Below are 19563 nucleotides of genomic sequence, written 5' to 3'. Positions count from 1 at the left end.
CAGTAAACCCGTTTTACTCCGGATTCCGGCCATGGCTCAGCACACAGAAAAGGCAAAAGCAAAACTCCACAGCCTTAATGCTGCCCTGGAAAGTGGTGCCCTGAATAAAGTACAGCGCATCCTGAACTCTGGCCTGGCACCCGCCGATATTGCTCACCTGATCGAGTCATCACCGCCCAAAGCACGTAAAGTGCTCTGGGACCTGGTCGACAAAGAGCTTGAGGGCGAGGTTCTTCAGTACCTTAGCGAAGACCTGCAGGCACAATTCCTGTCGGACCTGAGCGCCGAAGAACTGGTCGACATCACCTCTGACCTCGACGCCGATGACGTCGCCGACATCCTGCAGCAGCTTCCTGAGCGCGTTACTCAAGAAGTGCTCGACGCGATGGACCATCAGGATCGAACCCGTCTTGAGCAGGTACTGGGCTACCCAGAGGACAGCGCCGGTGGTCTGATGAACACCGATACGGTGACCATCCGTCCTGATATCAGCCTTGAAGTCGTTATGCGTTACCTCCGTCGACACCCTACGCTGCCGGAAATGACGGATAACTTGCTGGTCGTAAACCGGAATAACGAATTTATTGGTATCCTGACCATCAACAAGCTTCTCGTCAGTGATCCTAACCAGACCGTGCGTGAGGTCATGACGACTGATGCGCGAGTCATTCCTGCAACGATGCAGGATACCGACGTCGCTAAACTGTTCGAGCGACATGACCTTGTATCGGCACCGGTTGTCGATGTCGACGGCAAACTCATCGGCCGTATCACCATCGATGACGTGGTAGACGTTATCCGGGAAACCGCGGATCACTCCCTGATGAGTTCGGTAGGTCTGGATGAAGAAGAAGACACTTTTGCTCCGGCGCTGAAAACCAGCCGCCGTCGAGCCGTCTGGCTGGGCATCAATCTACTTACGGCGCTGGCTGCCTCTGCCGTCATTGGCCTGTTCGATAAAACCATCGAACAGGTCGTCGCCCTCGCCGTACTGATGCCCATTGTTGCAAGTATGGGTGGCATCGCCGGTAGTCAGGTGCTGACGCTGGTCATTCGTGGACAGGCTCTGGGGCACCTCTCCAGCGCGAACTTCCGCTGGCTGTTTAACCGGGAAATAATCGTCGCCGGAATTAACGGCGTATTGTGGGCTGCCGTTATAGCAGTGATCACCCTGCTCTGGTTTAACGACCCTGGCATTGCCGCCATCATTGGTGCCGCCATCATTATTAACTTATTGGTCGCGGCCGTCACAGGGGCCGCACTGCCACTGATTCTGAAGGCTCGCGGCATCGACCCGGCACTCGCCGGAGGCGTAGTTCTGACAACCGTCACCGACGTGATTGGCTTCCTGTCTTTTCTCGGCCTGGCAACCATCTTCTACTTATAAGCTTTCTTCATTACGGCAAGCAAAGCACTGAATACTCCGGAGTTCTTATGACCCACGAAGACGACGACATCGAATACGAACTGGTCAGTAAGACTGAGATGAAGCGTGAAATGCAACGCTATCAGGATCTCGGAGAAACCCTGTGTAATCTTTCCCCTGCAAAATGGGCAGATCTTCCGGTGACCGAGGTACTTATGGCAGCACTGGAAGAGAGCCGTCGTATTAAGAAGCACGAGGCCCGCCGTCGTCACTTTCAATACATCGGCAAACTAATGCGCTCTGAAGATATCGACGCGATTCAAGAAGCAATCGATATGCTCGATCCTTCTAGCGAGGCCTTCGGTCGCCGGATAGGCCAGTTGGAGCAGTGGCGTAATCGCCTTATCAATGACGGTAAGGCAATGAATGAATTTCTGGATACCTACCCAGACACAGACCGGCAACAACTACGCAACCTTGTGCGCAATGCGCAGAAAGAAATGCAGGCTGAGCCACCAAAGCCGGGAACGGCATTCAAGAAACTCTTCCAGCTGATAAAAGAAATCGACAGCAACGCCTGAGCTCTTCATCAGGTTATCCCCCCGTCCCTCTTACCCTTATATAAAGATGCGCACTTAGTGCGCATTTTTTGTTTTGCATGCACCTGTCTATCGCACCGTCGACACCTCAGGTTCTCCCCGACACTCAATGAGCATCTAACCCCCTGTCTTAAGCCACTGTTTTTATGGGGTTTTATTGACATTTTTTAAACATGGCACGGTGGTTGCAAGTCCCTGTTGAGCCAACGGCGGCTCTTAAAAAATTCAGAAAAAATTCGATAACGGCGTCGATACCCATCGGTTAATCACTGACTGGGGCGACGCCGTTTTTCATTTTAAAGCCGATAGAACACCCCCAAATAATGAGGAAATGCTATGTCCTACTTAATGCCTTCTGAGTTCGCCACAAAAATGGTGGATAGCGGTGCAGAAAAGATATTCATGTCGACCAAAGACACGTTAATCCGTGCTTTTATGGCTGGCGCTATCCTGGCCCTGGCAGCCGTATTCGCGATCACAGTAGCCATGAAAAGTGGCTCTCCGATTCTGGGCGCGGTTCTGTTCCCTGTTGGTTTCATCATGCTCTACCTGATGAAGTTCGACTTGCTGACCGGTGTATTCACTCTGGTGCCACTGGCAATTATCGACAAACGTCCTGGCTGTACTGTTCCGCAAATGCTGCGTAACTGGGGCCTGGTATTCTGCGGCAACCTGGCGGGTGCTTTGTCTGTTGCGATCATGATTTCTTTCATCCTGACCTATGGCTACAACACAGACGGCGGTGCGATCGCTGCTAAAGTATCAACCATCGGTGAATCGCGTACGGTAGGTTATGCGTCGCATGGCGTTGACGGCTGGATCACTATTTTCATCCGCGGCATGCTGTGCAACTGGATGGTATCAATGGGTGTTGTTGGTGCCATGATTTCTACTTCAGCGATCTCTAAAATGTTCGCCATGTGGATGCCAATCATGCTGTTCTTCTTTATGGGTTTTGAGCACTCCATCGTAAACATGTTCCTGTTCCCGTTCTCTATGATCATGGGTGGTGATTTCACCGTGATGGATTACATTATCTGGAATGAACTGCCTACTGCCCTGGGTAACCTTGTCGGTGGTTTTGTGTTCGTTGCACTGCCTCTGTACTTTACTCATGTACGCCAGAGCGCTGACCGCGCCCTGTAAACGCTACCCTTTTATGGTTAGCAATCCACTCTGCCTGTGCATATTGCACAGGCAGATTTGTTTTTTCTGCGAGGCAACACCATGTCAGAGCAGCTGAAAGTCAGCACAGGTCAATGCAGCGATAAAGGCGTCAAAGCCATTAACCAGGACTTTCACGCCGTTCACACCCCAACACTGCCCCTTCTTGAAAGCAAAGGCGTTGCCATGGCATTGGCCGATGGCATCAGCAGCAGCAACGTCAGCCAGGACGCCAGCGCAACCGCAGTTCAGAGCTTTCTCAGTGACTATTTCAGTACCTCAGAGGCCTGGTCCGTAAAAACCTCGGGGCTGCGTGTACTGGAAGCGACAAACTCATGGCTGCACGCGCAGGCCAGAAGAAACCTGAGAAGCTACGACCCGAACAAAGGCTACGTCTGCACTTTTAATGGGTTAGTTATTAAATCCCGCACCGCTCATATTTTTCACGTCGGTGACAGTCGTGTATACAGAGTCACCGGTGATCAACTGGAGCAACTGACCACCGACCATCGCTTTTATACCTCCGAAGACCAAAGCTACCTGACCCGTGCTTTAGGTATGGATACCCAGTTAGAAATTGACTACCTGTCTGTGTCGGTCAATGTCGGTGATATTTTCATCAGCGCTACCGACGGCATTTATGAGTTCGTTAACGACGAGCTGGTCATCAGCACGATCCGTCAATACTCATCCGATCTGGACCGTGCTGCCCGCGAAATTCTGGAAGCAGCCCGAGAGAACGACAGCGACGACAACCTCACAATCCAGATCTTACGCATAGATCACCTGCTTGATCAGAATAAAGAAGATGTTCATCAACGACTGACCGAGCTGCCCTTCCCTCCCTCATTGAAAGCGCGCGACAACTTCGATGGCTATAACATTCTGCGTAAGATACACAGCAGCCCACGCAGTCACGTCTATCTTGCGAAAGACCGTGAAACCGAGCAAACACTGATATTAAAAACGCCATCAGGGGAATTACGCGACAACACGGCTTACCTTGAACGCTTCTTGCTGGAGGACTGGATCGCCAGAAGAATCGACAGCCCTTACGTCGTGCGCCCCGGGCCATCCCACCGGGTTCGCAACTTCATTTATGTCACAACGGAATTCATTGAAGGGCAGACTCTGGACCAATGGATGCGTGATCACCCAGAGCCAACGCTCGAACAGGTGCGAGAAATTATGGAGCAGGCCGCCCGTGGCATTCAGGCCTTTCATCGTCTCGAAATGCTGCATCAAGATCTTAAACCCGATAATTTAATGATCGGTAATGACGGTATTGTGCGGATTCTGGACTTTGGTTCAACGCGAGTGGCCGGCATCAGCGAGATAGATACACCACTGGAACGCCTGACGTTACTCGGCACCGCTCAATACTCAGCACCCGAATATTTTCTTGGGGCGCAGGGTTCAACAGAATCAGATGTATACGCACTCGGTGCAATTACGTACGAGCTACTGACCGGGCGGTTACCTTACGGCTCAGATGTCGCCCGCATCAGCAAGCGTAAGGATCTGAACAAACTGCATTACACCTCCGTGCGAAATTGCGGACGTGCCATTCCTGTATGGGTAGATGAGGCAATTAAGAAAGCAGTCCACCCTAAACGAGAGATGCGCTACAAAGAACCGTCCGAATTTATTTATGACCTGAGAAATCCAAACTCGGTTTATCTGCAAAAATCACGTCCGCCAGTAATGGAGCGAGACCCTGTCAAATTCTGGCAAGGGATTTCTTTTATCTTATTGGTATTAGTTTTGGGCTTACTCTACGAGCGACTGGTTTGACAATTTGTATCAAGACCAGTCGCTTGAAGTGCTCACTACGAACGTGTGAGTGGCATTTTCTTTCTGACGTTGGCCAGCTCCGTCAGATCAACATCAGCAACGATCACACCGGGTGATTCGTGGAGCATCCCAAGCGTGTCGCCCCAAGGCCCAACAATCATAGAGTGCCCCCAGGTGCGGCGTTTATCGTCATGCCAGCCACACTGATTCGCTGCGAGTACGTAGCATTGGGTTTCAATCGCACGTGCCTTTAACAGAATCTCCCAGTGGGCTTCTCCTGTTGTGTGCGTAAAGGCAGCAGGTATAAGAATAATGTCTGCTCCCGCGTCGCGTAACGCCTGATATTGCTCAGGGAAGCGCAGGTCAAAACAAATCGTTAATCCAATATTACCGACGGGGGTTTCGATGCTTACAATGTCGTTTCCCGGCGAAAACGTATCCGACTCGCGGTAGCTCCCTTGCGCGTCACCCACCTCAACATCAAATAAATGAATCTTGTCGTATCGTGTTACCAGCTCGCCTTGTGGATTAAATACCAGAGACGCAGAACGCACGCGAGGGTCATTACCTGGGGCGGGCTGAGGAACAGCGCCAGCCACCAGCCACAAAGAATGCGCAGCTGCCTGAGCCCCTAACCACTCCAATGTGGCGCAATCCTGAGCAAGCTCGTGATAATAATCACTGTTCATACTCAGACACATTTCGGGCAAAAGCACGAGGTCTGCCTGCTGAGATGCGGCTTCAGCAATCAACACAGACAGCGCTCGTTTGTTTTTATCCGGGTCACTGACACTGGTGTACTGTACCGCTGCAATCCGACGGCTCATCAGTCGTCCCCTCCCAATCCAAAAATACTCAGCACACGATCCATAAAGCCACGGCTTTTCTTACCTTCAACATCATTATCGAAGGCTTTATTCAGCTTCACATCCGGCTCTTCCCATGTCCCGGAAATGGTATAGCTCGCACTGGTAAAACGTTCCAATTCATCACCAATAAGCCGTTCAGTCACGTAAATCGAAGCGGCGACCGGTGGAGCAAAACCAGCAAGGACGGCAACAAGAGGCAATGTATTGGTGACAGGAAAAGTCACCGCCAGTTTCATATCCAACTCGGTGGTATTCAGGTTGGTCATGCCCGATGTCAGGAATTTACCGCCCGGGCCGTCAACCGTAATCGGTTCACTCAAAGTCAGCACACCCTGTTCGATACTCGCGGCGCCTTTCATAGTATCAAATGCTAACCCCGAACCTACCAGGTCAGAGAAGTCGAGACGAAGACGTCGGAAAATAGAATTAAAATTCAGCGCTCCGAAAGCTTTCAAGGCCGCAGCGCCTTCCGCATTTACCCGACCATCGGTAATTCGGAAATTGGCCTTTCCGTTTAATGTCTCTGTATCAAAGCCAGCGGGCGAGCCAATCCAGTCGAGACTGAATTTGCCAGTGAGCCTATCACCCTCTACAACTGGCTGCAGACGGAAAGCGCGCTGAATATCCGCCACCTTACTCGCACTGACATCAAACTCTGTCATACGAGTTGCATGCTGACCTTCACGCAGAACCCAGTCGAGTGTTCCCTGCAGCTTGATCCCCTTCATATCACTGTCGAGGACCTGCAAGCTCAAGCCAGAAGGAATTGGGCGCGTTGTCGCCTGCCAGCGACCAAAGTTACGGGTGCCGTAGTAGAGCTCCTGAATCGTAATATCCATGGCACTGACATCCGCCGGAATAAACTCCGCCATGGGGTCTGTATTTTGTGGAGCATTGGGTGAATTTTCTCCCGCGTCAGAGCTGGCCAGTGTTTCCTGCTGCTCAGGTGCTGGCTCCTGGGGCTCAGGGACGTGAACAAAATCCATCAAGAGAACGAGTGGTTCACTGTCGTCTTCACGAATAACAACGGTGCCTCGCGCAACCTCATTGGCAAGCTGAATCGTCCATTCACCGAACTCCTGGCCGCCAGAGACACGCGTCACGCCAATAGGAATATCCCAGGCATCCAGTGCATCAATCGTGAGTTCTACAGAGCTTACCGGGTTGGTATTTCCCAGTGTGTTTTCAGGCAGCTCGGTGGGCAAGCCTTGCGCTTTCGCCCGCTCATCGGCTCTGTCGACAAGCAGCATCATCCGGTCCCAGACATCCCACCAATCCGACACATTAACCGTACCGGGAATACGTCCGCTGATATCTATTCCGGGACTATCATCAATACGCGCTTCGCCACCACCAAGCACCACTTCACCTGTACTTACACCAGCATCATTGAGTCGCACCGACGTGCTCAGTAAATCGTCATAATTCACTGAAACGCCGATGGTTTCTCCCGGTGTCACAAGAGCAGTGAGACGACGTTTGTCTTCTGGTGTTTTACCCATAGGTGCAGGCAATGATATCCCGGTACCCTGAAGATCAGATTCAATCAGTAGGTTAAACGGATTGTCTTCAGCGGGGTCGATCCCCAGGCTGGCCCGGTAATTCAGCTGACCTTTAACGGGGTCGAGTAAAAACAAATCGGCCCATTGTTTAAACGACTGCCACTCAGCACTGCCAGAGGCATCACCGTCAATCCGGTAGCTGTCTCCGGTGGCGACTGAGTTAATGTCCAGAATAAACTCACCACCGAAAATACGCCCACTGAGCTTATCGGCAAATAGACCAGTATCCGTATCAAAGGTCAGGGCACCGTTCACCTCGCTGAATGCCAGATCAGCAGAGGTTAATGTAATACCGGTATTCTGAAGCACACTCCGCAATTCAACATCGGGAGTAGCGTCCTCATCACCGAGAATCATATTCAGGCTGAGATCCGTTGCCGCGGTCCCCGTTGCTAACCAATCATCAAGTGAGCGATCAATGAGATCCGCAAGTGGCGTCTCCTGCAGATACAACAGTGCTTCACTGCTGTCACCTTCAATATGACCACTGACAGATAATTCGGTACCGGCTCGGGTGTCACGCAATTTAACCCGCGCGCCCGGACTCAGTTGCCCGCCCAGCGTACGTCCTTCCTCAATCCAGGCATCCAGATCAGGGCTGTCGAGAAATACCCGCCCTTTCACGCCAGCCACCGAAGGCCAACCATCCAGATAATCAATAGTGGCGTTATCGGCTTCGAGATACAGCTGTGTGGTCAGGCCGTTCTCAGGAATGTCACCACCGATCACACCGTTCAATACGAAGCCGACTTGAGAAGCCGTTCCTCCTCGCAATGAATCATCCAGCCACGCATTAATGGATGGATCGAGCATGTCGGGGACAAGGTCTTCCTGTAAGCGGATATCCGCCTTATCAATCCCGAGTACCAAAGCGAGATGGCTTTCTACGTCAGTGTCTCGTCGCGGTAGACGAATTGCCAAGTCACCATGAACCCGGGCATCACGTAAGCCTGCATCGAGGCCGATCAGTCGCAGGTTAAAAAGCTCCGGCTGAATATCCCAATAAAAACTCGCGGAGGCGTCGGTTAACTGCCAGGTCGGGTTGTAGACACCATCAAGGTGCATGCTCATCGAAGGGTCATCAATATGAGCAACGCCACCCTGCGGTTGCAGATGCAAATGTCCATCAGCCCCGGTAAAGGCGGGAATACCAATAAACGCTTTGGTCGATACGTCACTCAGATCCGCCCGGATATCGACACCACGCTCGCCGGTGTCGGCCACTTCAGGCACAAGACTGATACGTACGCTTTCAGCCAACCCTTCAGGCTCAAGGTTGGTGATGTAACGGCTGAAGCGCTCGGGCAGCAGGTTGTAATCCAGTATGAAGTTACTGACGTCCTGAAGATCGGCACGAGGAATACCAATGTGCCAGGCACGTTCTTCATCAAGCTGCACAGAGCTGAGGCGAAGTTCGTTAAGAGGTAAGTTCTGTGTGAACTCCTGACGGATGCTCAGGTGCCAGTCTTCGTCACTGCGCTCACCTGATATTTCGAGGTGTCCATCGGTCAGTACAAGCTGCTTGGCCGGTGCATCCAACATCAGCTCGGGGACTTCACCACGCACATAAATAGAATCGAGATCCCCGTCGGCAATCGATAACCAACCTTCCATACTGCCGCGCAGTGACGGCAGAGACAGTTCGCGCGGCAGGTCCTCAGGAATCCAACGCGTCCATTGTTGTTCATCGGCACGTAAATAAATCTGCCCTTCCTGATCATCCCACGGCCATAGTGGTCCTTTGAGCTGGGCGCCGATATAAACGTCAGCAATTTCTTCACGCCCCCAAGCGACATCGCCTTCGAGAGCATGTTGCTGACCACGGTTGCGCCAGAGAACCTTACGGATCAGAAGCGTTTCTGAGCCACTACTGCGGGCATTGGTGATTTCCCAATCGCTGAGAATGACAGCCTGCTGGTAGCCCAACCATTCAAGCCAGCGCGGTGTTGCTTTTTTATCGGCCTTATCTGTTTTTGGGTCGGTAATATTTGCGGTATTAATTAAGGGCTGCTCACCCAGAAACAGCTGGCCGTCTTCTTTCTGAGACAAAGGAGCGCGAACATTTTCGACAAGAATGCGCTTAAAAACCGGGGAGAAGTAAAATGCGCTGGCGCTGATATCCAACTCAGCCTCAATACGTCCGACACTCAGGTGCTCATCATCGGTACCGACCTGAATATCTACCAGACGCACGACAGGCGACAGAAGATTCCAGTCACCCTCCAGAGTACCGACACTGACTGGCAAGCCCAACTGCTGTTGCAGCAGCGATTCAAGCTCAGATTTCTGAGTTTCAATCAGCGGAATTAGTTGTCGGCCCAGACTGGTATAAAAGGCGAGCAGCACAGTGGCCACCACCAGGGTTATCCATAACTGAGTCCAGACTGAGCGCAACATCAGTACACCTGTTACTGAAGGACGATGTCGTACTGATCCTGCGTATACTGGGCTTCTACCTGCAACTTAATTGCTTTGCCAATAAACGCTTCGAGATCAGCCATGCCATGACTGTCTTCATCTAACAGACGATCGACCACCTGTTGACTGGCCAGAACCAGATACGTCCCTGCCTCATACGCGCGCTCTTCACGCAGAATTTCACGAAATATTTCATAGCAGATTGTCTCTGCCGTTTTCACCACACCCCGACCATCGCATGCCTGACAGGTTTCCATCAGCATGTGTTCCAGGGATTCGCGTGTACGTTTGCGGGTCATTTCAACCAGACCCAGTTCAGAGACACCACTGATCTTGGTCTTGGTGTGATCTTTCTCCAGAACCTTTTCAAGCATACGTAGCACCTGACGCTGGTGCTCAGTATCTGTCATGTCGATAAAATCGAGGATAATAATACCTCCCAGATTTCGCAGGCGAACCTGTCGACCGATTGCAGTCGCGGCTTCGAGGTTGGTTTTAAAAATGGTTTCTTCGAGATTTCGACGACCGACAAACCCACCCGTATTCACATCGATGGTCGTCATGGCTTCGGTCTGATCCACCACCAGATAACCGCCTGACTTCAGAGGGACTTTGCGCTCAAGAGCACGCTGAATTTCATCTTCCACGCTGTAAAGGTCAAAGATGGGTCGCGGCCCTGGGTAGTATTCGATTTTCTCTGCGACCTCGGGCACGTACTGCTGACAGAACTGCTCTATTTTCTGAAACGTCTCACGAGAATCAATTAACAGCTTGCTGGTCTCAGGGCGGGACAGATCACGAATGGTACGCAGCGACAAAGGCAGCTCATCGTATACGAGGCTCGGCGGTTTGTTGTCCGCAATGCGCTCCTGCAGCTTTCGCCACAAACGACGCAGATAACTGGTATCAGCACCGATTTCCTCTTCGCCAACGCCTTCTGCCGCCGTACGCAGAATAAAACCCGCTTCACCAGTCAGACCTTCGACTTCCATGCTGTCTTTGACCAACTGCTTCAGTCGGTCACGCTCACCGTTCTCTTCGATTTTCTGAGAAATACCGACATGCACCGAACCCGGCATAAAGACCAGATAACGCGAAGGAATCGAGAGTTGTGTCGTCAGTCGGGCGCCCTTGGTACCGATAGGGTCTTTTGTTACCTGCACGACCAGCGACTGACCTTCATGCACCAGTTGATTGATCGGCGCATTAGCATCGCCATCACCAATCTCAGCAGCATGGATAAACGCAGCACGCTCCAGACCAATATCCACGAATGCAGCCTGCATTCCCGGAAGCACCCGCACCACCTTGCCCTTGTAGATGTTACCTACCAGGCCACGATGATTCTCACGTTCGATAAAGATTTCCTGCAGTACACCGTTCTCAACTACACCGACACGCGTCTCGGTCGGCGTCACGTTCATTAAAATCTCTGCGTTCACATTCATAATTCTTCTGTATGCCAGATGGGCACATCAAATTCATTTAACAGGGCGGCGGTTTCGGTCAGCGGCAGGCCAACCACATTGCTATAACTACCAGAAATGCCTGCCACTAAAATGGCGCCCATTCCCTGAATTCCATAACCGCCTGCCTTATCGGCAGGTTCTCCGGTCGCGACATAGCGCGTTATTTCTTCATCACTCAATGACCGGAAAGTGACTTCAGTGGCCACGCTGACCACTTTCTCTCTGTCACCCTGAACCACAGCAACTGCGCTGAGTACCTGATGGGTCTGACCGGAAAGCCGCTGCAACGTTTCTTCAGCTTCACGATTATTGACAGGTTTCCCGAGAATTTCTCCGTTGAAGATCACACTGGTGTCTGATCCAAGAATCACTTCCTGCGAATGCCCTTCTGCGACTTTTCTGGCTTTCTCCAATGCCATGCGTTCGACATAGGCCACGGCAGGCTCATCAGCAAAAGGAGTTTCATCGATATCCGCCGCCTGAATACGAAAACGTACACCGATCTGCGTCAGCAACTCCCGACGCCTTGGCGATGAAGACGCGAGAATCATGAAGACTCCATGCGTTGCAGCGAGCGATAACCAATCACGTAAACCCAGGGCCAGAGTACGGCCGTGGTCAGAGCCGGAGCGAGCAGCATGATCGGAGTCGCATCTTCGCGCATCACCGCCAGTGACCAGTAATGAATAATCTGCTCTGCCAGTACCATTAAAAAGAGCACAGCGGCCTGCTGGAGCACGTTAAACAGATACATGCGGCGATACAGCAACTGCAGCAAATACACGTGCATCGCCACCAGCAACACATGGAGCCCGAGTAGCGTACCTTTCTCAACATCCAACATCAGGCCCAGCGGTATCGCCAGCCACACGCCAAATACCGAGGGCGCCGCAAGAACAGCAGCCGTCACAACCAGCATTACCCAGGCCGGCTGGAACCAGTCGACCATGGCAGGCAGAGGCAGATGCTCAAGTACAAAAGCCACGAACAGCATGATCATAACGTACACAATACTGTGCAATTTCACTCTTCATTCCTCCACAACTGCTCAGGGGGAACGCGTCCGGCTTCGTCGGTAAACACCAAAAGCAGATGACGGCTGCGATCGAGCTTTGCCGTCGGTTCTGCCGTCACAGTCGCGAACGACTCACCCGGCGTATTACGAATGCTGCTGACGGTCGCGACCGGATACCCTTTAGGATAACGCCCGCCAAGACCCGAGCTGACCAACATATCACCAACCTTGATATCAGCCGTATTAGGGACATAAATCAGCTCCAGCTCGTTCAGGGCGCCAGTGCCCGTCGCAATCGCACGCACACCATTGCGGTTTACCTGCACGGGTACGGCGTGGTTGGAATCCGCGATCATCAACACCCGCGAAGAAAATGGCAGCACATCAATGACCTGCCCCAGCAGCCCATAAGCATCAAGTACTGGCTGCCCGACAAACACACCGTCGCTGCCGCCTTTATCAATCAGAATCTGTTGGGTGTATGGATCAGGGTCAACGGCCGTGACCGAAGTAACCAGGACTTTGTCGTCGACCTGGTCGGAAGCCGACAGAAGTTCGCGCAGAGACATGTTCTCCGCCTCAAGAGAGGCCATGCGCTGTGCTTTACGCTCAAGAACAAGGTTTCGAGCAGAAAGGACTTTGTTTTCTTTCAGAAGCTCACGCCGTAACGTCGCATTTTCGCTCATCCATTCGGCCACAGAGAGCGGAATAACCGCCGTCTGGCGCGCCGGCGCGATAAGGTAGCCGACACCATAACGCACGGAATCAAGCCAGGAATATTGGTTATCCACCCACATCAGAACAAGACAAAACACTGCGATCAGGCCGACTCGCTGTCCTTGGAATGGGGGCACCTGAAACTGAGCTTTAATGACGCTGCCTCACTCGTTGAAATATCATGCCCAACTATACCGTCTGGCCCGGATACGGAAAAGAAAAAGGGGCCTGACGGCCCCTTTCTACGGATATATACGCAAAGAACGCTGCGATTGCATTCTTAACGGCCCCTGAAACCGGATCACTCAAGTGCCGCCATGGCCAGCTGCTGCTCGGTCGCATTCTCAAGGAATTTACCGCCACCACGCGCAACACAGGTCAGAGGATCATCGGCCACGATCACCGGCAGGCCAGTCTCTTCACTCAGCAGCTTATCGAGGTCACGCAACAGAGCACCACCACCGGTGAGTACCATACCGCGCTCAGCGACGTCAGAAGACAGTTCGGGTGGAGACTGCTCAAGCGCACCTTTTACCGCCTGAACGATCTGCGCCAGAGACTCCTGCAGTGCTTCCAGAATTTCGTTTGAATTCAGCGTGAAGCTGCGTGGAATACCTTCCGCCAGATTACGACCGCGCACATCAATTTCGCGAACTTCACCGCCTGGGTAAGCTGTGCCGATTTCCTGTTTGATACGTTCAGCGGTCGCTTCACCGATCAGGCTGCCGTAATGCTTACGCACATAAGCCACAATCGCTTCGTCGAAGCGGTCACCACCGACCTTCACAGACTCAGCGTAAACCACGCCACTCAGAGAGATGATCGCGATTTCAGTCGTACCACCACCGATATCGACAACCATCGAACCGCGCGCTTCATCCACTGGCAAGCCAGCACCAATCGCCGCAGCCATTGGCTCGTATATCAGATACGCCTTACTGGCACCGGCATTGATCACTGAGTCACGAATCGCGCGGCGCTCTACTTTGGTTGCCTGGAATGGCACACACACCACAACCCGAGGGCTTGGCGGCATCAGGCTGCGCTCATGAACCTGCTTAATAAACAGTTCGAGCATTTTCTCGGTCACTTCAAAGTCGGCAATAACGCCGTCTTTCAAAGGTCGAATCGCCTGGATATTTCCCGGAGTACGACCCAGCATGCGCTTCGCGTCGGCACCAACGGCCTGTACTGATTTACCGTTGGGCTGAGTCCGGATAGCAACCACCGATGGCTCATTCAGGACAATTCCCTTATCTCTCATGTAAATCAGGGTGTTGGCGGTTCCCAGGTCGATAGACAGATCACTGGAGAACAGGCCACGAAGCTTCTTAAACATCCACCGGGTTCCCGTAAACAAATATGGCAAAAAATTGCCGTAACTCTAGCAATGGCGGGGATTTAGGGCAAGGGACATTTGTGGTAGTCTCGCCTGCTTATATATTCGTTCGTATTCATTGGAGTAAACCCATGGCTCTGGATCAGGATCAGGTTCGCAAAATTGCCAGTCTTGCCCGCCTGCAGATCGACGACGGTCAGATAGCCGAATATCAGACCAATCTGACCAACATTCTCGACCTGGTAGACCAGCTTTCTGCTGCCGACACCAATGGTGTCGACCCGATGGCTCATCCGCTGGACGCGGTACAGCGCCTGCGTGCTGACGTCGTTACCGAAAAAAATCAGCGCGAGAACTTCCAGAAAATCGCACCGGCCACCGAGCAAGGGCACTACTTAGTACCGAGAGTGGTTGAATAAGACTAGTACCAAGAGTCGTTGAATAAGCCCCTCTGCCTCCAGGACATTGAGAATGCACAACAAGACTATTGCTGAGATCTCACGCGATCTCGCCGCCGGAGAATACTCCAGCACCGAAATCACCACCGACCTGCTGGCGCGGGTTAAAGACCTCGATAAAGGCCTCAACAGCTTTATCACCGTCACCGAAGAACAAGCACTCGCGCAAGCGAAAGCCGCCGATGAACGCCGTGCTGCTGGCAACGCCACCGCATGGACAGGCGTACCGATGGCGCACAAAGATATTTTCTGCACCAAAGGCGTACTGACCACCTGCGGTTCAAAAATGCTGGGCAATTTTGAAGCACCGTACGACGCAACCGTCGTTGAAAACTTCAGCAACGCCGGAGCCGTCTCACTGGGTAAAACCAACATGGACGAATTCGCCATGGGTTCATCCAACGAGACATCTTATTTTGGCCCGGTAAAAAACCCGTGGGATAAAGACCGTGTACCGGGTGGCTCATCCGGTGGTTCCGCTGCCGCAGTAGCCGCGCGACTGGTTCCCGGTGCGACTGCCACCGATACCGGTGGTTCGATCCGTCAGCCTGCGGCCCTGTGTGGTATTACTGGCCTGAAGCCAACCTACGGACGCGTATCGCGTTGGGGCATGATCGCCTTCGCATCCAGCCTTGATCAGGCCGGCACCATGACCCGCACCGTCGAAGACTCCGCCATGATGATGAACGTCATGGCCAGCTTCGATAAAAAAGACTCCACCTGTGTTGAGCGTGACGTGCCGGATTACACCAGCACTCTGAACGACAGTATCGAAGGCATGACCATCGGCCTGCCGACTGAATATTTCCGCGACGACATCAGCGCAGAAATGCAGCAGCAGGTACGCAATGCCATCGCCGAATACGAAAAAATGGGCGCTAAAGTGAAAGAGATTTCACTGCCAAACACCCACCTGTCTGTACCAACTTATTATGTCGTAGCACCGGCCGAGTGTTCAGCCAACCTGTCTCGTATGGACGGCGTGCGTTTCGGTTATCGCTGCGAAGATCCGAAAGACATCGAAGACCTCTACTGCCGCTCACGCGGTGAAGGCTTCGGTAACGAAGTGAAGCGCCGCATTATGGTCGGTGCCTATGCTCTGTCTGCGGGCTTCTACGATGCCTATTACAAAAAAGCGCAACAGGTGCGTCGCCTGATAAAAAATGATTTTGTCGAAGCCTTTAAAGATGTCGACGTTATCATGAGCCCGACCTCGCCAACTCCTGCGTTTAAGTTTGGTGAGAAAACCGACGACCCGGTCGCCATGTACCTCGAAGATATCTTCACCATCGCCACCAACCTGGCCGGTCTGCCGGGTATGTCTGTGCCGTGTGGTCAGGTAAACAACCTGCCCGTTGGCCTGCAACTGATTGGTAACTACTTCGACGAAGCACGCATCCTTAATGCTGGCCACAAATTCCAGCAAGCGACAGATTGGCACCTGAAAGCACCACAGGGCATTGAATAAGAGAGGTTTATGATGGAATGGGAAGTCGTAATTGGCCTTGAGATTCATGCTCAGCTGGCCACCAAATCTAAGATTTTTTCTGGTGCTTCAACCGCCTACGGCGCCGAAGCCAACACCCAGGCGTGCGCTGTTGATCTCGGCCTGCCGGGCGTACTGCCAGTATTTAACGAAGAAGCCCTGCGCATGGCCGTAAAATTCGGCCTCGCCATTGATGCCGAAATCGGCCTCAAAAGCGTCTTCGACCGTAAAAACTATTTTTATCCGGATTCGCCCAAGGGCTACCAGACGACTCAGTTGCACCACCCGATCGTCGGCATGGGGCACATTGATATCGAACTGGACGACGGTGAGACACGCCGCATTAACGTCACGCGTGCACACCTTGAAGAAGACGCCGGTAAATCAGTACACGAGGGCTTTAGCGGCATGTCAGGCATCGACCTGAACCGTGCCGGTACACCACTGATTGAAATCGTCTCTGAACCAGAGCTGCGTACGGCCAAAGAAGCGGCAGCCTACTTTAAAAAGATGCACAGCATCGTGACCTACTTAGGCGTATGTGATGGCGACCTGTCGCAAGGCTCAATGCGCTGCGACTGTAACGTATCTCTACGTCCGAAAGGTCAGAAAGAATTCGGTACCCGTACCGAAATTAAAAACGTGAACAGCTTCCGTAACGTCGAGCGCGCGATTAATACTGAAATCGAACGCCAGATGGATGTACTCGAAGACGGCGGCGTTATCCTGCAGGAAACCCGCCTGTACGATGCCGACAAAAACGAAACCCGCGCCATGCGCTCGAAAGAAGTAGAGAACGACTACCGCTACTTCCCGTGCCCGGACCTGCTGCCAGTCATCATTGATCAGGAGTACGTCGACGCGATCAAAGAAACGCTGCCTGAATTGCCTGATGCGAAGAAAGCACGTTTCGAAAATGACCACGGCCTGTCAGCCACTGACGCCGCCGTACTGGCCGCTAACCGCGACCTCGCTGACTTCTTTGAAACTGCAGCGAAAATCGCGGGCGACTACAAGCTCGCTGCCAATTGGGTGCAGGGCGACGTGTCTGCCGCACTGAACCGCCTCGAAGTTGGTATCAATGAGCTCAGCATCACGGCTGAACAACTGGGCCGCATTCTGCAGCTGATTAAAGACAACACCCTCAACAACGGCGGTGCCAAAGAAGTCTTTAATGCTCTGGTTGAAGGCAAAGGTAATGATGTGGATAGCCTCGTTGATTCACTCGGCCTGAAGCAGGTTTCTGACACCGGCGCGATTGAAGAAATTGTTGCCAAGGTACTCGCCGACAACCCGAAACTGGTGGAAGGCTACCTGGCTACGCCAGAAGAAAAACGCGGTAAAGCCATGGGGCCGTTTATCGGCCTGACGCGTAAAGCCGCGAAAGGGGTGAACCCGCAAGTGGTGATGGAAGTGCTGAAGAAGAAGCTTGAAGAGCTTTAAACATGAGCTACCAAAGGGAGGAGAGAGGCATCTCTCTCCTTCTTCTAACACTCAGAAAAACAACAACTGTACGCGTTCTTTTGAGATCAGAAAGTGGCTGATCGACTCACCCTCTGGATTTTCACTACCACGAGTTAGGTAAAGCTCATCAGGTGAGTTAAAACTAGTATAGAAACGTGTTTCTTCTGTGCCTTTTTTGGTTTTCAACCTAGAGAAGAGTTCAGTTAACTCACTATTGGTAAGTAACAAAGTAACTGGTCTCCACTCAGCTTTGTCTACTCTCACGCCATGGTAGTAGTCAGGAAACAGACCGATAAATATAAAATAGTCTGCGTTGTCGGGCACTTTAAACCTGCCAAACGAGAGCGTGTACTTAAATTTATCGCTCTTTTTTCCGTCAGAATAATAGGCACGAGATCCCTTTACCTGAACCGTCTTAAAAATTCTTGGATTTTCTAGAAACTCCTCCCTCACAACTATAAAGTCGAAACCCTTTTGTTGTCTTGATACCGGAATATGACTGGAGCAGACATCCTTTAAAGATCCTACTTTCTCACCTTTTTCTTTTGCGACCCCTTTCGCAACTTTCTTTATCATCTCGTCTAGAATTTCCATCGACCTTAGCTCGGTATATGGAATAGTAAATACGGGATCCATGAATCTCTCCTTTTTTGAGCATGACCATAAGCCGAAGAATTTAATTCTACCACTCGTAACTAACACGAGACATATTGTCGTTTCTTCACTAGAGCGCAACCGGGCCATGTAGAAACGAAAACATAGTATCCTACGGCTCAACTAGCCAGAGGTTGTAAACTAGGCGAGCAGTCAGTGATCAGGTATAAAAAAAGAGCCAACAATACCGATTAACATTGCTAAATTAAAAGATATTACCAAGGCAGTGCCGATCATCTTTTCCTTTTTAAGAGCATACGGCCGGATACTCCGGGCATAGATCAGGGGTTCCCATCATGGTTCAACGGGTTGCCCATAGGTACGCCGATTGCAGTTGCGATCATCAGGACTCTCAGACCCATAATATCAGTAGGGCATGCCCTACTCTCGCCGGCGTCCACCATTCTTTTATCAATTTTGGGGATAACACCGTAAGAGAAGACAAACCATAGAATGGCAGATACAAGAAATAGCGAAAGAAAGCTTACAAAAACCAGTGCCTCAATCGTCATTTTAATCCACACTCCTCATAATCCACTTGGAATATTGATAGTTACCAAGGTGATCCATAGTTGACTAATCAGGTTTCAGGGAGAAAGAATGATCCAAAAACGCCTAAAGCAATCAAGGCATAGATGGTGATCGTTAATATAAACCCTACAAATTTGTCGTTTTTATTGGCAAAAGCCCTAACTGTGTATACATCTATGAATGGATCGTGCTCATGATTCAGTATATTGCCGACTGGCAACGATATTGCGTTTGCGATTACAAACACACGCAAGCCCATGATATCAACAGGGCAAGCCCGACCTGCCCCGGCATCCAACATTCGCTTATCTATTCTTGGAATCGTCACATAGGAAAAATAGAACCAGAAAACGGCTAGTAGTAATACAAGTCCCAAAAGGGCGGAATATAGGAAGTCTTCCATTGTTTACTCTACTTTCTAGTCATCAAATGTTCAGACAGGCCTTGTCCCAAACGATCGAACGTCGAGCCTGCAAAGTAACCAACAGCTAGACTGCCAGCAAAAATGCCTCCAAGCACTATCCAGCCAACGGGGCCCGCAAGTGTTAGCCCAGCCTGAACCGCCAGGTAGGTTCCACCAGAAAAGCTAATTCTCCCAGCTAACGCCCCAACCCCGGTACCCAGTCCAAACCCCGTCACCTCTCGCGCCCCTGCACGC

Annotated in this window: 18 protein-coding genes; 7 read left to right on the top strand and 11 right to left on the bottom strand. The window is 51.8% G+C overall.

What is annotated here, in order from left to right; translation table 11 throughout:
* Positions 1-31: 31 nt before the first annotated feature.
* The 4 genes from mgtE (at position 32) to B2R29_RS14490 (ending at position 4923) form a co-directional block, all read left to right on the top strand.
* Positions 32-1387, top strand: coding sequence for a magnesium transporter (gene mgtE, locus B2R29_RS14505; protein ID WP_301181722.1), 1356 nt, complete (start codon positions 32-34; stop codon positions 1385-1387).
* 47 nt (positions 1388-1434) lie between these two features.
* Complete coding sequence (gene yjgA, locus B2R29_RS14500) at positions 1435-1947, top strand: ribosome biogenesis factor YjgA (protein ID WP_301181721.1); 513 nt, start codon at positions 1435-1437, stop codon at positions 1945-1947.
* 354 nt (positions 1948-2301) lie between these two features.
* Entirely contained in the window at positions 2302-3111 is an 810-nt protein-coding gene (locus B2R29_RS14495; RefSeq protein WP_287027295.1) for a formate/nitrite transporter family protein, read from the top strand.
* Between the two features lie 81 nt (positions 3112-3192).
* The gene (locus B2R29_RS14490) at positions 3193-4923 is read left to right on the top strand and encodes a bifunctional protein-serine/threonine kinase/phosphatase (RefSeq protein ID WP_287027297.1); all 1731 of its coding nucleotides are present in this window, start codon (positions 3193-3195) and stop codon (positions 4921-4923) included.
* A 35-nt stretch (positions 4924-4958) separates the two neighbouring features.
* Here B2R29_RS14490 and B2R29_RS14485 read toward each other — a convergent pair whose 3' ends face one another.
* The 7 genes from B2R29_RS14485 to B2R29_RS14455 all read right to left on the bottom strand — a co-directional run bounded on the left by B2R29_RS14485 (position 4959) and on the right by B2R29_RS14455 (position 14312).
* Positions 4959-5750 carry a carbon-nitrogen hydrolase family protein gene (locus B2R29_RS14485; RefSeq protein WP_301181720.1) on the bottom strand — a complete coding sequence of 264 codons (792 nt, stop codon included), beginning with the start codon at positions 5748-5750 and terminating at the stop codon, positions 4959-4961.
* On the bottom strand, positions 5750-9751 hold the full coding sequence (locus B2R29_RS14480; protein WP_301181719.1) for a YhdP family protein: 4002 nt from the start codon (positions 9749-9751) through the stop codon (positions 5750-5752). The genes B2R29_RS14485 and B2R29_RS14480 overlap by 1 nt, the downstream gene beginning before the upstream one ends.
* Positions 9752-9762: 11 nt before the next feature.
* Positions 9763-11214 carry a ribonuclease G gene (gene rng / locus B2R29_RS14475; RefSeq protein WP_287027309.1) on the bottom strand — a complete coding sequence of 484 codons (1452 nt, stop codon included), beginning with the start codon at positions 11212-11214 and terminating at the stop codon, positions 9763-9765.
* Positions 11215-11216: 2 nt separating this feature from the next.
* A complete protein-coding gene (locus tag B2R29_RS14470; protein WP_287027303.1) occupies positions 11217-11792 on the bottom strand; it encodes a Maf family protein in 576 nt (191 codons plus the stop codon).
* The gene (gene mreD / locus B2R29_RS14465; RefSeq protein ID WP_287027305.1) at positions 11789-12268 is read right to left on the bottom strand and encodes a rod shape-determining protein MreD; all 480 of its coding nucleotides are present in this window, start codon (positions 12266-12268) and stop codon (positions 11789-11791) included. The genes B2R29_RS14470 and mreD overlap by 4 nt, the downstream gene beginning before the upstream one ends.
* A complete protein-coding gene (gene mreC, locus B2R29_RS14460) occupies positions 12265-13110 on the bottom strand; it encodes a rod shape-determining protein MreC (RefSeq protein ID WP_301181718.1) in 846 nt (281 codons plus the stop codon). Before mreC ends, mreD begins: the two co-directional genes overlap by 4 nt.
* Positions 13111-13274: 164 nt before the next feature.
* Positions 13275-14312, bottom strand: coding sequence for a rod shape-determining protein (locus B2R29_RS14455; RefSeq protein WP_068435621.1), 1038 nt, complete (start codon positions 14310-14312; stop codon positions 13275-13277).
* A 131-nt stretch (positions 14313-14443) separates the two neighbouring features.
* On the opposite strand from B2R29_RS14455, the gene gatC reads away from it, so the two are divergent.
* Genes gatC through gatB form a run of 3 tightly spaced genes read left to right on the top strand, consistent with a single transcriptional unit; the run spans position 14444 to position 17699 of the window.
* Positions 14444-14731 (top strand): Asp-tRNA(Asn)/Glu-tRNA(Gln) amidotransferase subunit GatC, encoded by a 288-nt coding sequence (gatC, locus tag B2R29_RS14450; protein ID WP_301181717.1) that lies wholly within the window; start codon positions 14444-14446, stop codon positions 14729-14731.
* A gap of 52 nt (positions 14732-14783) precedes the next feature.
* On the top strand, positions 14784-16238 hold the full coding sequence (gene gatA, locus B2R29_RS14445) for an Asp-tRNA(Asn)/Glu-tRNA(Gln) amidotransferase subunit GatA (RefSeq protein ID WP_301181716.1): 1455 nt from the start codon (positions 14784-14786) through the stop codon (positions 16236-16238).
* A 12-nt stretch (positions 16239-16250) separates the two neighbouring features.
* Positions 16251-17699, top strand: a complete 1449-nt coding sequence (gene gatB, locus B2R29_RS14440) for an Asp-tRNA(Asn)/Glu-tRNA(Gln) amidotransferase subunit GatB (RefSeq protein ID WP_301181882.1) — start codon at positions 16251-16253, stop codon at positions 17697-17699.
* A gap of 51 nt (positions 17700-17750) precedes the next feature.
* Here the strand turns inward: gatB and B2R29_RS14435 are convergent, their stop codons facing one another.
* The 4 genes from B2R29_RS14435 to B2R29_RS14420 all read right to left on the bottom strand — a co-directional run.
* Positions 17751-18356 (bottom strand): hypothetical protein, encoded by a 606-nt coding sequence (locus tag B2R29_RS14435; protein ID WP_301181715.1) that lies wholly within the window; start codon positions 18354-18356, stop codon positions 17751-17753.
* A 299-nt stretch (positions 18357-18655) separates the two neighbouring features.
* Positions 18656-18886: a hypothetical protein gene (locus B2R29_RS14430; RefSeq protein ID WP_301181714.1), complete on the bottom strand. Its 231-nt coding sequence runs from the start codon at positions 18884-18886 to the stop codon at positions 18656-18658.
* Between the two features lie 68 nt (positions 18887-18954).
* Positions 18955-19308 carry a hypothetical protein gene (locus B2R29_RS14425; RefSeq protein WP_301181713.1) on the bottom strand — a complete coding sequence of 118 codons (354 nt, stop codon included), beginning with the start codon at positions 19306-19308 and terminating at the stop codon, positions 18955-18957.
* A gap of 8 nt (positions 19309-19316) precedes the next feature.
* Positions 19317-19563, bottom strand: a 247-nt coding sequence (locus B2R29_RS14420; RefSeq protein ID WP_301181712.1) for a hypothetical protein, incomplete at its 5' end; no start/stop codon positions are given.

The sequence above is a fragment of the Thalassolituus sp. UBA3500 genome (assembly GCF_002377545.1).
Taxonomy (GTDB): domain Bacteria; phylum Pseudomonadota; class Gammaproteobacteria; order Pseudomonadales; family Oceanobacteraceae; genus Thalassolituus.
This window is presented reverse-complemented; position numbering and strand designations above follow the sequence as displayed.

What these genes read in the sequence shown, in the direction of transcription:
- B2R29_RS14425 (WP_301181713.1), bottom strand. Translation starts at nt 19,308, where the DNA reads ATGGAAGACTTCCTATATTCCGCCCTTTTGGGACTTGTATTACTACTA.
- gatA (WP_301181716.1), top strand. Translation starts at nt 14,784, where the DNA reads ATGCACAACAAGACTATTGCTGAGATCTCACGCGATCTCGCCGCCGGA.
- mgtE (WP_301181722.1), top strand. Translation starts at nt 32, where the DNA reads ATGGCTCAGCACACAGAAAAGGCAAAAGCAAAACTCCACAGCCTTAAT.
- B2R29_RS14495 (WP_287027295.1), top strand. Translation starts at nt 2,302, where the DNA reads ATGTCCTACTTAATGCCTTCTGAGTTCGCCACAAAAATGGTGGATAGC.
- B2R29_RS14485 (WP_301181720.1), bottom strand. Translation starts at nt 5,750, where the DNA reads ATGAGCCGTCGGATTGCAGCGGTACAGTACACCAGTGTCAGTGACCCG.
- B2R29_RS14435 (WP_301181715.1), bottom strand. Translation starts at nt 18,356, where the DNA reads ATGGATCCCGTATTTACTATTCCATATACCGAGCTAAGGTCGATGGAA.
- B2R29_RS14470 (WP_287027303.1), bottom strand. Translation starts at nt 11,792, where the DNA reads ATGATTCTCGCGTCTTCATCGCCAAGGCGTCGGGAGTTGCTGACGCAG.
- B2R29_RS14480 (WP_301181719.1), bottom strand. Translation starts at nt 9,751, where the DNA reads ATGTTGCGCTCAGTCTGGACTCAGTTATGGATAACCCTGGTGGTGGCC.
- gatB (WP_301181882.1), top strand. Translation starts at nt 16,251, where the DNA reads ATGGAATGGGAAGTCGTAATTGGCCTTGAGATTCATGCTCAGCTGGCC.
- gatC (WP_301181717.1), top strand. Translation starts at nt 14,444, where the DNA reads ATGGCTCTGGATCAGGATCAGGTTCGCAAAATTGCCAGTCTTGCCCGC.
- B2R29_RS14490 (WP_287027297.1), top strand. Translation starts at nt 3,193, where the DNA reads ATGTCAGAGCAGCTGAAAGTCAGCACAGGTCAATGCAGCGATAAAGGC.
- B2R29_RS14430 (WP_301181714.1), bottom strand. Translation starts at nt 18,886, where the DNA reads ATGACGATTGAGGCACTGGTTTTTGTAAGCTTTCTTTCGCTATTTCTT.
- B2R29_RS14455 (WP_068435621.1), bottom strand. Translation starts at nt 14,312, where the DNA reads ATGTTTAAGAAGCTTCGTGGCCTGTTCTCCAGTGATCTGTCTATCGAC.
- yjgA (WP_301181721.1), top strand. Translation starts at nt 1,435, where the DNA reads ATGACCCACGAAGACGACGACATCGAATACGAACTGGTCAGTAAGACT.